Consider the following 13,075-nt stretch of genomic DNA (forward strand, 5'->3'; position numbering starts at 1 on the left):
GACCGGTGTCGAAACTGCAACCACGCACCGATGCGTCGGCGTGTCTTGTGCGTGGTTGCAGTGTCGCGAAGCCGGGCGGCCGGTTCAGGTGAACCGGAACCAGCGCAGTGCGGCCAGTGCGGCCAGCGCGCCCCACACCGCTAGGACGACGATCCCGAACCAGTCCACCGACACGGTCATGGCCTGCGACAGCGCCTCGGTGAGCGCGCCCGACGGGGTAACCCGAGCCACCCATTTGAACGCCGTCGGGATCACGTTCGACTCCAAGGTCAGCGCACCGAAACCGGCGAATACGAACCACATCAGGTTGGCGACGGCGAGAACGATCTCGGCTCGCAAGGTGCCGCCGAGTAGCAGGCCGAGCGCCGCAAAGCCCGCGGTACCCAGCGCGATGATCCCGGCGCCCAATGTCAGGGCCGTCAGCGCCGGCCGCCAGCCGAGCGCAAAGCCGATGGCGCCCAAGATGATGGCCTGCAAGAACACCACGGCAACCACTGCCAGCGACTTGCCGGCGATGATCCCCCAAACCGGCAGCGGGGTAGCACCGAGTCGTTTGAGGGCGCCGTAGCGGCGATCGAACGCGACCGCGATGGCTTGCCCGGTGAATGCGGTGGAGATCACCGCAAGCGCCATGATGACCGGAACAAAGGTGGCGGCGCGGTTGTGGCCGAACGAGCCCATCGGCAGCAAAGTCAGCCCGACCAGCAGGGTGATCGGGATGAACATGGTCAACAGCAGTTGCTCGCCGTTGCGTAACAGCAGCTTCAATTCCAGGCTGAACTGTGCGGCAAGCATCAGGGGGACGGCGTTGGGGCGGGGGTCCGGGCTGAAGGTGCCCGCGGGAAAAGCGGGGCGATTGGTTTGGGTCACTGCCGCAACTTCCTGCCGGTGAGATCCAGGAACACGTCTTCGAGGCTGCGTTGCTCGACCCGCATGTCGGTGGCTAGCACGTCGATTTGTGCGCACCACGCGGTGACCGTCGCCAGCACCTGCGGGTCAACCGGACCTTCGACCAGGTACTCGCCCGGGGTCAGCTCGGTGGCCTGGTAGCCCTCGGGCAGTGCCGAGGCCAGCAGCGACAGGTCGAGCCGCGGCGGCGCGGTGAACCGCAACTGGTCTTTGGCGCCGCTGCGCATCAGTTCTGCCGGTGTGCCTGCGGCCACCGTCACCCCGTGGTCGATGATCACCAACCGATCGGCGAGTTCCTCGGCCTCCTTGAGATGATGCGTGGTCAGCACCACGGTCACGCCATCGCGGCGCAGCGCGTCGATCAACTCCCACACCAGTACCCGGGCATGGGCATCCATGCCCGCGGTGGGCTCGTCGAGGAACACCAGTTGGGGACGCCCGACCAGCGCGCAGGCCAGCGCGAGTCGTTGCTGCTGCCCGCCGGAGAGCCGTCGATAGGTGGTGCGGGCGGCCTCGGTGAGACCCAAGGTGTCCAGTAGCCAGTGCGGGTCCAGCGGGTTGGCGGCGTAGGACGCGACCAGATCCAGCATTTCGCCGGCGCGTGCCGCCGGGTAGCCGCCGCCACCCTGCAACATCACGCCGATGCGTGCGCGCAGGCGTGCGTTGTCGGTGATCGGGTCCAGTCCAAGTACCTCAATGCTGCCGGCGTCCGGGCGGACGAAGCCCTCGCACATCTCGACGGTCGTGGTCTTGCCCGCGCCGTTGGGGCCCAGCAGCGCCATCACTTCGGCGTCATGCACGTCGAGATCGAGGTTGGAAACGGCGGTTATTGACCCGTATCGCTTACATACCCCGCGAAGCCGCAGTACCACCTCGGGGGTGTCTGGGGCGCGGTTCACGAGCGCCGCTCCTCCTCATCGCTTCGCTCTGCATCGTCGTCGGCGCGGTTCACGAGCGCCGCTCCTCCTCATCGCTTCGCTCTGCATCGTCGTCGGCGCGGCTCACGTGGAATCAGCGTAGGCGTCGGGCGCTGCCGTCGGCCGGCGGGTCGCAGGGGTCTTGCTGGCCGACTCCGCGGCGGTGACCACTTGCTCGGCTGCAAGTGGCCGCCATGGTAACCGGGTGTAGGTCAGGGCAATCAGGAGGATCACGATGATGGCGCTGGCCGCGGTCGCATCCACGATCTGAAACAGCGCGAAGCGGTCACCATTGGCGGTCGGACCGAAAATTCCGACGATGAGGGTGGCCAGGATTGCCGCTACCCGAAATCCCGGGCGGGTTGCCCAGGCGGCCAGCGGAATTATCGCCCACAGCAGGTACCAGGGCTGCACGACGGGAAACAGCAGCACGGTGACAGCTAGCGCAACGCCCAGGCCGCCGATCGGGTGCAGCCGGCCGCGGAGCACGGCCAATAACAGCCAGCACACCATCACCGTGATGATCAGCACGCCGATGGCGCGGGTGAGTGACAACACGGCGGTGGTGTGATCACCCAGGCCCAGCAGGATGCCGACGTGCCCGGTGCCCAGGGCCAGCAGTGTCGGCGGCGACATCCAGCTGCGCACCACATTGGCGGTGCCCAGCGTGTTGATCCAGCCGAATCCGAGACCGCTGGCCCAACCCAGGATGGCCATTATCGCCAGCGTTAGACTCGCCATCACAGCGGCGGCGAGCAGCAGTGCTCGCAAGTTGCCACCCCAGCGGTATGCCAGCACTGTCGTGACGAAGCCCATCGCCAGCAGCGAGGGTAGCTTCACTTGCGACGACAGCGTGATCAGGATGGAACCCGCCAGCAGCATGGCCAGGGGCCCCCATTCCGGACGGGGTTTGACTGCCCGGCTCGCGCCCGCACGCGGGGATGCCCCCAGCTCGGGCCGCCGGCTGGCCCGTATTGTGGCGGGGCCCAACCGCCAGGTTTCGGGCGACGGGCGTGGGGTATTCGCCATATCAAGGCCGCGCAGCGCGAATTCGACGCCGGTCAGCATCAGCCCGAGCATCAGCGCTTCGTTGTGGATGCCGGCGACCAAATGCATGATCAGCAGCGGATTGGCCGCGCCTAGCCACAGCGCGCTGACCTCGGCGACGCCACAGCGCTGAGCTAGCCGAGGGGTCGCCCACACGATCAGGGTCACACCGATCAACACCACAAGCCGGTGGCAGAGCACGGCAGCGACGATGTTTTCCCCAGTCAGCGACGAGATTCCGCGGCCGATCCACAAGAACAGCGGACCATATGGCGCCGGTGTCTCCCGCCACAGGCTGGGCACCGACAGGGTGAACACGTGGCCGAGGCCCAAGCCGGACGCCGGACCCACCCGGTAAGGGTCGAGTCCGTCCCTGCCGATCTCACTTTGGGCTAGATATGAGTAGACATCCTTGCTGTACATCGGTGGTGCGATCAATAGCGGCAGCATCCAGAGCAGCAGGGTGCGGTCCAGTTTGCCGCGCGACATCCGCCGCCTGCCCAGCGTGAACCGGCCGAGCATCAGCCAGGCCAGCGCCATCATGACCGCCCCGGTCGTGGTCATGGTCAACGACACCGTTTGGATTCGTGACGGCAGATTGAGCAGCCGGACCCCGAAGGTGGGGTCCTGGACGACGGGTCGGGCCCCGGCGCCCAGGGCGCCGATGGCCATCAGGACGGTGCCGGTGGCCCCAAACAGGCGGGTGCGCGCCAGCGCGGTGAGCTCGGTAGTGGTCAGCGGTGCACCCACCGCCTGCTCGTCGCCATGCAGGCTGGCGATCGACCAGCTCAGCGTATGGTGGCGGGCTGCCATTGGTGCAGCCTAACGGCATGCCCGGGAATTGCTTAGGCGATCTCAATGTGACCAGCACAACCCTGCCGCATAGGGCATCCCTGGTAGACCGATCAACGGAATTTTGTCACACTGATGTTGTGAAAATCCCGGCGGTCTCTACCACTGTCCCCGCGGCAGTCTCGGACGGTCACACTCGTCGGGCCATTGTGCGCTTGCTGCTGGAATCCGGATCGATCACCGCCGGCGAGATCGGTGACCGGCTGGGCCTGTCGGCCGCCGGTGTGCGGCGTCATCTGGACGCGCTGATCGAGGCGGGTGACGCGGAAGCGTCGGCGGCCGCGCCGTGGCAGCAGGTGGGACGCGGGCGGCCCGCCAAGCGCTACCGGCTGACCGCGGCCGGCCGGGCCAAGCTCGACCACTCCTATGACGACCTGGCGTCGGCGGCCATGCGGCAGCTGCGGGAGATCGGCGGCGAGGAGGCGGTGCGGACGTTTGCCCGGCGCCGTATCGACGCCATCCTGGCCGACGTCGCGCCGGCCGACGGTCCCGACGACGCCGCGCTCGAGGCGGCCGCCGAGCGGATCGCAACGGCGCTCAGCAAAGCCGGCTACGTCGCCACCACCACGCGGGTGGGCGGGCCGATTCACGGTGTGCAAATCTGCCAGCACCATTGCCCGGTATCCCATGTCGCCGAGGAATTCCCCGAATTGTGCGAAACCGAGCAGCAGGCCATGGCCGAGGTGCTCGGCACCCACGTCCAGCGGTTGGCGACCATCGTCAACGGAGACTGCGCCTGCACCACCCACGTACCCCTGTCGCCGGCGCCCAGCCCGCGCCCACCCGCCACCAGCACCGAAGGAGCGTCCCGATGACACTCACCCCAGAGGCCAGCAAGAGCGTTGCCCAGCCCCCGACCCAGGCTCCCCTGACCCAGGAAGAGGCGATCGCGTCGCTGGGCCGGTACGGCTACGGCTGGGCGGACTCCGACGTCGCGGGTGCCAACGCGCAGCGCGGGCTTTCCGAGGCGGTGGTCCGCGACATCTCCGCGAAGAAGAACGAGCCCGATTGGATGCTGCAGTCGCGGCTGAAGGCGCTGCGCATTTTCGACCGCAAGCCCATTCCGAAGTGGGGCTCCAACCTCGATGGCATCGATTTCGACAACATCAAGTACTTCGTGCGCTCCACCGAGAAGCAGGCCGCGAGCTGGGATGATTTGCCAGAGGACATCCGCAACACCTACGACCGGTTGGGAATCCCGGAGGCCGAGAAGCAGAGATTAGTAGCTGGAGTAGCCGCACAATACGAAAGTGAAGTTGTATATCACCAGATCAGAGAGGATCTGGAGGCTCAAGGAGTCATATTTTTAGACACTGATACTGGTTTGCGAGAACACCCGGATATTTTCAAGGAATATTTCGGTACAGTAATCCCTGCCGGCGATAATAAGTTTTCTGCATTGAATACTGCAGTTTGGAGTGGTGGGTCCTTTATTTACGTCCCGCCCGGTGTTCACGTCGACATTCCGCTGCAGGCCTACTTCCGAATCAACACCGAGAACATGGGCCAGTTCGAGCGGACGCTGATCATCGCCGATGAGGGCTCTTACGTGCACTACGTAGAGGGCTGCCTGCCCGCCGGCGAGCTCATCACGACCGCCGACGGCGATTTGCGGCCCATCGAGTCGATTCGCGTCGGTGACTTCGTCACCGGCCACGACGGGCGGCCACACCGCGTCACCGCTGTACAGGTGCGTGACCTCGATGGCGAGCTGTTCACCTTCACACCGATGTCGCCTGCCAACGCATTCTCTGTCACCGCCGAGCACCCCCTTCTCGCTATTCCCCGCGACGAGGTGCGTGTTATGCGGAAGGAACGCAATGGGTGGAAGGCTGAAGTCAACAGCACCAAGCTGCGTAGCGCCGAGCCGCGATGGATCGCGGCGAAGGATGTGGCCGAGGGTGACTTCCTGATCTACCCCAAGCCGAAGCCGATCCCCCACAGGACGGTTTTGCCGCTCGAGTTTGCGCGCCTGGCGGGCTACTACCTGGCGGAGGGTCACGCGTGTCTCACCAATGGCTGTGAGTCGCTGATCTTCTCGTTCCACAGCGATGAGTTCGAGTACGTCGAGGATGTGCGCCAAGCGTGCAAGTCGCTGTACGAGAAGTCGGGATCGGTATTGATCGAGGAGCACAAGCATTCGGCGCGCGTCACCGTGTACACGAAGGCGGGCTATGCGGCGATGCGCGACAACGTCGGCATTGGATCGTCGAATAAGAAGCTGTCGGATCTGTTGATGCGTCAAGACGAGACGTTCTTGCGTGAGCTGGTCGACGCCTATGTGAATGGAGACGGCAACGTCACGCGCCGTAACGGGGCGGTGTGGAAGCGGGTACATACGACATCGCGCCTCTGGGCGTTCCAGTTGCAGTCCATCCTGGCGCGTCTGGGTCACTACGCCACTGTTGAACTGCGCCGACCGGGCGGCCCTGGTGTGATCATGGGCCGCAACGTCGTTCGCAAGGACATCTACCAGGTGCAGTGGACCGAGGGCGGCCGCGGACCGAAGCAGGCCCGCGACTGCGGCGACTACTTTGCGGTGCCAATCAAGAAGCGAGCGGTCCGCGAAGCACATGAGCCCGTCTACAACCTCGATGTCGAGAATCCGGACAGCTACCTCGCCTACGGGTTCGCCGTGCACAACTGCACCGCACCGATCTACAAATCGGATTCATTGCACTCAGCGGTGGTCGAGATCATCGTGAAACCCCATGCGCGCGTGCGTTACACCACCATCCAGAACTGGTCGAACAACGTCTACAACCTGGTCACCAAGCGGGCCCGCGCCGAAGCCGGGGCCACCATGGAGTGGATCGACGGCAACATCGGGTCCAAGGTGACCATGAAGTACCCGGCGGTCTGGATGACCGGCGAGCACGCCAAGGGCGAAGTGCTCTCGGTGGCGTTCGCCGGCGAAGACCAGCACCAGGACACCGGCGCCAAGATGCTGCACCTGGCGCCGAACACGTCGAGCAACATCGTGTCCAAGTCGGTGGCCCGCGGCGGCGGCCGCACCTCCTACCGTGGCCTGGTGCAGGTCAACAAGGGGGCGCATGGGTCGCGGTCCAGCGTGAAATGCGATGCGCTGCTGGTGGATACGGTCAGCCGCAGCGACACCTACCCCTACGTCGACATCCGCGAGGACGACGTCACCATGGGCCACGAGGCCACCGTGTCCAAGGTCAGCGAGAACCAGCTGTTCTACCTGATGAGCCGCGGGCTGACCGAGGACGAGGCGATGGCGATGGTGGTGCGCGGCTTCGTCGAGCCGATCGCCAAGGAGCTGCCGATGGAGTACGCGCTGGAGCTCAACCGGCTGATCGAGCTGCAGATGGAGGGCGCGGTCGGATGACGGCTCCGGGACTGACAGCAGCCGTCGAGGGGATCGCACACAACAAGGGCGAGCTGTTCGCCTCCTTTGACGTGGACGCGTTCGAGGTTCCGCACGGCCGCGACGAGATCTGGCGGTTCACCCCGTTGCGGCGGCTGCGTGGCCTGCACGACGGCTCCGCGCGGGCCACCGGTAGCGCCACGATCACGGTCAGCGAGCGGCCGGGCGTATACACCCAGACCGTGCGCCGCGGCGATCCACGACTGGGCGAGGGCGGCGTACCCACCGACCGCGTTGCCGCCCAAGCGTTTTCGTCGTTCAACTCCGCGACTCTGGTCACCGTCGAGCGCGACACCCAGGTCGTCGAGCCGGTAGGCATCACCGTGACCGGGCCGGGGGAGGGCGCGGTGGCCTATGGGCACCTGCAGGTGCGTATCGAGGAGCTTGGCGAGGCGGTCGTGGTCATCGACCACCGGGGCGGCGGAACCTACGCCGACAACGTCGAGTTCGTTGTCGACGACGCCGCTCGGCTGACCGCCGTGTGGATCGCCGACTGGGCCGACAACACCGTTCACCTCAGCGCGCACCATGCTCGGATCGGCAAGGACGCGGTGCTGCGCCACGTCACCGTCATGTTGGGCGGCGACGTGGTGCGAATGTCGGCGGGCGTGCGGTTCTGCGGTGCGGGTGGGGACGCGGAACTGCTGGGGCTGTATTTCGCCGACGACGGCCAGCACCTGGAGTCGCGGCTGCTGGTGGACCACGCCCACCCCGACTGCAAGTCGAACGTGCTGTATAAGGGTGCACTGCAAGGTGATCCGGCGTCGTCGTTGCCCGACGCACACACGGTCTGGGTGGGTGACGTGCTGATCCGTGCGCAGGCCACCGGCACCGACACCTTCGAGGTGAACCGGAACCTGGTGCTCACCGACGGCGCGCGTGCCGACTCGGTGCCCAACCTGGAGATCGAGACCGGCGAGATCGTCGGCGCCGGACACGCCAGCGCCACCGGTCGCTTCGACGATGAGCAATTGTTCTACCTGCGTTCGCGCGGTATTCCCGAAGCACAGGCCCGCCGGCTGGTGGTCCGCGGCTTCTTCGGTGAGATCATCGCCAAGATCGCGGTGCCCGAGGTACGCGAGCGCCTGACCGCAGCCATCGAACACGAGCTGGAAATCACGGAATCAACGGAAAAGACAACAGTCTCATGACCATTTTGGAAATTAAGGACCTGCACGTCAGCGTGGAGAACCCCGCGGAGGCGGACCACGAGATCCCGATCCTGCGCGGCGTCGACCTCACCGTGAAATCCGGTGAGACACATGCCTTGATGGGACCCAACGGCTCGGGCAAGTCGACGCTGTCCTACGCCATCGCGGGCCATCCCAAATACCACGTGACGTCGGGCACCATTACCCTCGACGGCGCGGACGTGCTGGCGATGAGCATCGACGAACGTGCGCGGGCCGGCCTGTTTCTGGCCATGCAATATCCCGTCGAGGTGCCCGGTGTCTCGATGTCGAACTTCCTGCGCTCGGCGGCAACCGCCATTCGCGGCGAGCCGCCGAAACTGCGGCACTGGGTCAAAGAGGTCAAGGCCGCGATGGCCGCGCTCGACATCGACCCGGCCTTCGCCGAGCGCAGCGTCAACGAGGGTTTCTCCGGTGGCGAGAAGAAGCGCCACGAGATCCTGCAGCTAGAACTGCTCAAGCCCAAGATCGCCATCCTGGACGAGACCGACTCCGGCCTGGACGTCGACGCGCTGCGCGTGGTCAGCGAGGGGGTGAACCGCTACGCCGAATCCCAGCACGGCGGCATCCTGCTGATCACGCACTACACCCGCATCCTGCGCTACATCCACCCGGAATACGTGCACGTGTTCGTCGGCGGCCGCATCGTCGAGTCCGGTGGTTCGGAGCTCGCCGACGAACTCGACCAGAACGGCTACGTGCGTTTCTCCCCCGCAAGCGGGCGGTACCCCCACCAACCCGCGCCAACCGGAGCCTGACATGACGGCCTCGGTGAACTCGCTCGATCTGGCGGCGATTCGCGCCGATTTCCCCATCCTCAAGCGCATCATGCGGGGTGGAAACCCGTTGGCGTATTTGGACTCCGGCGCCACCTCACAACGCCCGCTGCAGGTCCTCGACGCCGAGCGCGAGTTCCTGACCGCGTCCAACGGCGCGGTCCATCGTGGCGCGCACCAGCTGATGGAGGAGGCGACCGACGCCTACGAGCAGGGCCGCGCGGACATCGCGTTATTCGTCGGCGCCGACACGGACGAGCTGGTGTTCACCAAAAATGCCACCGAGGCGCTCAACCTGGTGTCATATGTGCTGGGGGACAGCCGTTTCGAGCGTGCCGTCGGCCCCGGCGACGTGATCGTCACCACCGAGCTGGAGCATCACGCCAACCTGATCCCGTGGCAGGAGCTGGCCCGGCGCACCGGGGCCACATTGCGCTGGTACGGGGTGACTGACGACGGGCGCATCGACCTGGACTCGCTGTATCTGGACGACCGTGTCAAAGTCGTTGCGTTCACCCATCATTCCAATGTGACCGGGGTGCTGACACCGGTGAGCGAGCTGGTCTCCCGCGCCCACCAGTCGGGTGCGCTGACCGTGCTGGACGCCTGCCAGTCGGTGCCGCACCAGCCGGTTGACCTGCACGAACTCGGCGTCGACTTCGCCGCGTTTTCCGGACATAAAATGCTGGGCCCCAACGGAATCGGTGTGCTGTACGGCCGCCGTGAGCTGCTAGCGCAGATGCCCCCATTTCTCACCGGCGGTTCGATGATCGAAACGGTGACCATGGAAGGCGCCACCTACGCGCCGGCGCCGCAACGGTTCGAGGCCGGTACCCCGATGACCTCCCAGGTGGTCGGGTTGGCCGCCGCGGCCCGCTATCTCGGCGCGATCGGCATGGCCGCGGTGGAGGCCCACGAGCGGGAGCTGGTAGCCGCGGCCATCGAAGGCCTGTCCGGCATCGACGGTGTGCGGATCCTTGGCCCGACGTCGATGCGGGACCGAGGGTCGCCGGTGGCGTTCGTCGTCGAGGGCGTGCACGCGCACGACGTGGGTCAGGTACTCGACGACGGCGGCGTGGCGGTGCGGGTCGGGCACCACTGCGCGCTGCCGCTGCACCGCAGGTTCGGTCTGGCCGCCACCGCGCGGGCGTCGTTCGCGGTGTACAACACCGCAGACGAGGTGGACCGCTTGGTGGCCGGCGTGCGGCGATCCCGGCATTTCTTTGGAAGAGCGTGACGTTGCGTCTGGAGCAGATCTATCAGGACGTGATCCTCGATCACTACAAGCATCCGCAGCATCGGGGGCTGCGGGAGCCGTTCGGCGCCCAGGTGTATCACGTGAACCCGATCTGCGGCGACGAGGTCACGCTGCGGGTCGCGTTGTCCGAGGACGGCACCAGGGTCACCGACGTTTCCTATGACGGACAAGGCTGTTCGATCAGCCAGGCCGCGACCTCGGTGCTCACCGAACAGGTAATCGGACAACGCGTGCCGCGGGCGCTGAACATCGTCGACGCCTTCACCGAAATGGTGTCCTCCCGCGGGACCGTGCCAGGCGACGAGGACGTCTTAGGCGATGGGGTCGCGTTCGCCGGGGTGGCCAAATACCCGGCCCGGGTGAAATGCGCGCTGCTCGGATGGATGGCGTTCAAAGATGCGCTGGCCCAAGCCAGCGAAGCCTTCGAGGAGGTTACAGATGAGCGAAACCAGCGCACCGGCTGAGGAATTGCTCGCCGACGTCGAGGAGGCGATGCGCGACGTCGTCGACCCGGAGCTGGGGATCAACGTCGTTGACCTGGGCCTGGTCTACGGCTTGGACGTGCAAGACGGTGACGAAGGGACCGTCGCGCTGATCGACATGACCCTCACGTCGGCGGCGTGCCCGCTGACCGATGTCATCGAGGATCAGTCGCGCAGCGCGCTGGTCGGCAGTGGCCTGGTCGACGACATCCGCATCAACTGGGTGTGGAACCCGCCGTGGGGCCCGGACAAGATCACCGAAGACGGCCGCGAACAATTGCGGGCGCTCGGCTTCACCGTCTGAACCGGCGCGTCGCCGAACGTGAACTGAGGGCGGAGAATCCGGCAAAATACCGCCGTGAGTTCACGTTCGGCGGGCGGTGCGAGCGAAACCCGCCTCAGAAGGCGTCTTCGGGCACGCGCATGATGTCGTCGTCGATGTTTTCGATGACACTGCGCACCCCGGTCAGTTTCGGCAGCATGTTCTTCGCAAAGAACGCCGCGACCGCGATCTTGCCCCGATAGAACGCTTCATCGTTCTGCGATGGCCCGTCGGCCAGTGCGGCGTGTGCGACCCCGGCCAGCACGAGCAGCCGCCAGCCGATGAGCAAGTCGCCCACGGCGAGCAAATAGCGCACGGATCCGAGCCCCACCTTGTAGATGTCGCTGGAGTGCTGCGCGGCGGACATCAGGTACCCGGTCAGCGCGCCCGTCATTGCCGTGATGTCGTCGAGCGCGGTGCGCAGCAGCTCGGCTTGCGGTTTTAGCGACGGGTCAATGTTCTCGACGGTGTGGGTGACCTGAGCCAGCACAAATTGCAAAGCCTTGCCGTGATCGCGCACGATCTTGCGGAAGAAGAAGTCCAGTGCCTGGATCGCCGTGGTGCCCTCGTAGAGGGAATCGATCTTGGCGTCACGGATGTACTGCTCGAGGGGATAGTCGACCAGAAAGCCCGAGCCGCCCAGCGTCTGCAGCGACTCGGTGAGGATTTCGTAGGCGCGTTCTGAACCCACGCCCTTGACGATGGGCAGCAGCAGATCGTCCACGCGGTGCGCCATGTCGTGATCGGCACCCGAAACCCGTTGGGCCACAGCGTCGTCCTGGTGAGCAGCGGCATACAGGTACAGCGCCCGCAGGCCTTCGGCATAGGCCTTTTGGGTCATCAGGCTGCGCCGCACGTCGGGGTGGTGCATGATTGTGACCCGCGGCGCCGTCTTATCCGTCATCTGGGTCAGATCCGCGCCCTGCACCCGCTCCTTGGCGAAGGCGAGTGCGTTGAGATAGCCCGTCGACAATGTGCCGGCGGACTTAACTCCGATGGTCATGCGAGCATGCTCAATCACCGTGAACATCTGCGCAATCCCGTTGTGCACGCCGCCGACCAGATAGCCAACGGCGGGCACGTCGGCACCGCCGAACGTCAATTCGCATGTCGGAGAGGACTTTAAGCCCATCTTGTGTTCCAGGCCGGTCACGTAGACGCCGTTGCGGGCGCCGAGCTCGAACGTATCGGGGTCGAAGAGGTAGTTGGGAACGTAGAACAGGCTCAACCCCTTGGTGCCTGGGCCGGCGCCCTCAGGTCGGGCCAACACCAAATGGAAGATGTTCTCCGCGGTATTGCCGACATCCCCACCGGAGATGAACCGCTTGACGCCCTCGATGTGCCAGGTGCCGTCGGGTTGTTCGAACGCTTTGGTTCGACCCGCGCCGACATCGGAACCGGCGTCGGGCTCGGTGAGCACCATGGTGGCCTGCCAGCCGCGCTGCACGCCCTCGGCCGCCCACCTGCGTTGCTCATCATTGCCCTCGATGTAAAGGGACTGGGCCAGCACCGGGCCCAGGTTGAAAAAGCACGCCGACGGGTTGGCGCAGTAGATCATTTCGTTGACGGCCCATGCCAGCGGCGGCGGCGCTGGCATGCCACCGATCTCCTCGGCCAGGCCCAGCCGCCACCAGCCGGCCTCCTTGATTGCCTGCACTGTCTTGGCCAACTCGTCGGGCACGCTGATGGAGTGGGTGTTCGGGTCGAAGACCGGTGGGTTGCGGTCGGCGTAGCCGAAGGATTCGGCGATCGGACCCTCGGCCAGCCGCGCCGCTTCGGCCAAGATGGTGCGGACCGTGTCGACGTCCAGATCGCTGTAGCGTCCGGTGCCCAGGACCGCGCCGATATCAAGGACTTCGAGCAGGTTGAACTCGAGATCGCGGACATTGGCGATGTAGTGTCCCAATGCGGTTCCCTTCAGGTGGCTGATC

11 protein-coding genes and 2 other annotated features are annotated in these 13,075 nt (G+C 65.6%); of the genes, 7 read left to right on the forward strand and 4 right to left on the reverse strand.

What is annotated here, in order from left to right:
- Positions 1 to 84 precede the first annotated feature (84 nt).
- From Rv1457c to Rv1459c, 3 genes are all read right to left on the reverse strand, one after another.
- On the reverse strand, positions 85 to 870 hold the full coding sequence (locus Rv1457c; RefSeq protein NP_215973.1) for an antibiotic ABC transporter permease: 786 nt from the start codon (positions 868 to 870) through the stop codon (positions 85 to 87).
- Entirely contained in the window at positions 867 to 1,808 is a 942-nt protein-coding gene (locus Rv1458c; protein NP_215974.1) for an antibiotic ABC transporter ATP-binding protein, read from the reverse strand. Before Rv1458c ends, Rv1457c begins: the two co-directional genes overlap by 4 nt.
- Positions 1,809 to 1,861, reverse strand: a repeat region (53 bp Mycobacterial Interspersed Repetitive Unit,Class II).
- Positions 1,862 to 1,912, reverse strand: a repeat region (51 bp Mycobacterial Interspersed Repetitive Unit,Class II).
- Complete coding sequence (locus Rv1459c; protein NP_215975.1) at positions 1,911 to 3,686, reverse strand: alpha-(1->6)-mannopyranosyltransferase; 1,776 nt, start codon at positions 3,684 to 3,686, stop codon at positions 1,911 to 1,913. (Overlaps the previous feature by 2 nt.)
- A 47-nt stretch (positions 3,687 to 3,733) precedes the next feature.
- On the opposite strand from Rv1459c, the gene Rv1460 reads away from it, so the two are divergent.
- Genes Rv1460 through Rv1466 form a run of 7 tightly spaced genes read left to right on the forward strand, consistent with a single transcriptional unit; the run spans position 3,734 to position 11,126 of the window.
- The gene (locus tag Rv1460; RefSeq protein NP_215976.2) at positions 3,734 to 4,540 is read left to right on the forward strand and encodes a transcriptional regulator; all 807 of its coding nucleotides are present in this window, start codon (positions 3,734 to 3,736) and stop codon (positions 4,538 to 4,540) included.
- Complete coding sequence (locus Rv1461; RefSeq protein NP_215977.1) at positions 4,537 to 7,077, forward strand: hypothetical protein; 2,541 nt, start codon at positions 4,537 to 4,539, stop codon at positions 7,075 to 7,077. The genes Rv1460 and Rv1461 overlap by 4 nt, the downstream gene beginning before the upstream one ends.
- Complete coding sequence (locus Rv1462) at positions 7,074 to 8,267, forward strand: hypothetical protein (RefSeq protein NP_215978.1); 1,194 nt, start codon at positions 7,074 to 7,076, stop codon at positions 8,265 to 8,267. Before Rv1461 ends, Rv1462 begins: the two co-directional genes overlap by 4 nt.
- Positions 8,264 to 9,064, forward strand: a complete 801-nt coding sequence (locus Rv1463) for an ABC transporter ATP-binding protein (RefSeq protein ID NP_215979.1) — start codon at positions 8,264 to 8,266, stop codon at positions 9,062 to 9,064. Before Rv1462 ends, Rv1463 begins: the two co-directional genes overlap by 4 nt.
- A gap of 1 nt (position 9,065) precedes the next feature.
- Complete coding sequence (gene csd / locus Rv1464) at positions 9,066 to 10,319, forward strand: cysteine desulfurase (RefSeq protein ID NP_215980.1); 1,254 nt, start codon at positions 9,066 to 9,068, stop codon at positions 10,317 to 10,319.
- Entirely contained in the window at positions 10,316 to 10,804 is a 489-nt protein-coding gene (locus Rv1465) for a nitrogen fixation related protein (RefSeq protein NP_215981.1), read from the forward strand. Before csd ends, Rv1465 begins: the two co-directional genes overlap by 4 nt.
- The gene (locus Rv1466) at positions 10,779 to 11,126 is read left to right on the forward strand and encodes a hypothetical protein (RefSeq protein NP_215982.1); all 348 of its coding nucleotides are present in this window, start codon (positions 10,779 to 10,781) and stop codon (positions 11,124 to 11,126) included. Before Rv1465 ends, Rv1466 begins: the two co-directional genes overlap by 26 nt.
- Before the next feature lie 94 nt (positions 11,127 to 11,220).
- Here Rv1466 and fadE15 read toward each other — a convergent pair whose 3' ends face one another.
- Positions 11,221 to 13,050 carry an acyl-CoA dehydrogenase gene (gene fadE15 / locus Rv1467c; protein NP_215983.1) on the reverse strand — a complete coding sequence of 610 codons (1,830 nt, stop codon included), beginning with the start codon at positions 13,048 to 13,050 and terminating at the stop codon, positions 11,221 to 11,223.
- Positions 13,051 to 13,075 lie beyond the last annotated feature (25 nt).

This window comes from Mycobacterium tuberculosis H37Rv (genome assembly GCF_000195955.2).
GTDB lineage: Bacteria > Actinomycetota > Actinomycetes > Mycobacteriales > Mycobacteriaceae > Mycobacterium > Mycobacterium tuberculosis.